We start from the raw sequence: 1,178 nt of genomic DNA, 5'->3' as shown, positions 1-1,178 counted from the left end.
AATATATCAACTACTATTTATCTTGGGGTAAATAAATTAAATAATGAAATGAAGGCACATRATATAATAAATATAACTCCAAGGGAAATATCAATAGAAGAGTTTATAAAAAATAATGTAGAAGAATTACCCAAAGAACTTTTAACACCATGTACAAAGCCAGTAAAATCTATTATAAGACAGCCTAATATAATGGAGAAGATATTTAGTAAACCAAAGCAAAAATATAACTTATATGTGCAAGCAGAAAATGAAAAGTATGAAAATGAATATAGGCTATATGAAGAAAATGAAATAAATAGAAATAATGAGATTAGTAAATACAATCTTCAAAAAGAGGAGCTTATAAAAACTAAAAAGGAACTATATAAAAATCAAGATGAAATACTTATAAGTGGATACAAAAAAGAATTATTAAATCAAATACAGTATCCATTTGAATTTGAAAAATGTATAAATACAGGGTATTGTAAGGAATCTAAAAAATTAGTAATAGATTATCTATTGCCAGATACAAAAATAGTTCCAAATGCAATAGGATATGAATACAAAAAAATAATAGATGGTATAAAGCCTATACCTATTGATGAAAAAGACAAAAATAATATATACAATCAAGCTGTCTATTCTATAGCACTTAATAGCATAAAAAATATATTCAATAAAGATAAATATAATAACATAGATACTATTGTATTTAATGGATATATAAATGATGTAGATTTATCTACAGGGAAAGATATAAGTCCATATATAATATCAGTTATGGTAGATAAAAATACTTTTAATAGTATTGATATGAATGAAATAGATAAGTTTAAATGCTTAACAGAAACTATGCAGGCAAGAGTAGAGGTAAATTCAAGTCTATGCTTAAATAGTATTACTCCTATATACAAATTTGATTATTTGAACAATTAGGCGTATAGTATAAAAGATTTGTAATATCAATATAATAAGCATAAAAAGTAGGAATAATACAAATGTCCTACTTTTTTAGTTTATAGATTGTCATTATAAGTACAACGCTTTATGTTTATATTAAATTAAAGACCTCTGTAGGTGTTTTATATCCAAGGCACTTGCAAGATCTATTATTTAAATTATCTTATAACAAGATGAAAAATAATTACCTGGTAGAAATAAGAATTATAAATAAATTATATATCAAATCATCT

The 1,178-nt window shown here is 23.3% G+C and carries 1 protein-coding gene; it reads left to right on the top strand.

Going from position 1 to position 1,178, the window contains the following annotated elements:
- Window positions 1-921 (top strand): hypothetical protein (locus G3997_RS05080; RefSeq protein ID WP_296649113.1); only part of this gene is annotated, 921 nt, incomplete at its 5' end.
- Between the last annotated feature and the right edge of the window lie 257 nt (window positions 922-1,178).

The sequence above is a fragment of the Romboutsia sp. 13368 genome (genome assembly GCF_018336475.1).
Taxonomy (GTDB): domain Bacteria; phylum Bacillota; class Clostridia; order Peptostreptococcales; family Peptostreptococcaceae; genus Romboutsia.
Note: the sequence above shows the minus strand (reverse complement) of the source record. Positions and strands in the feature narration are given on the sequence as shown.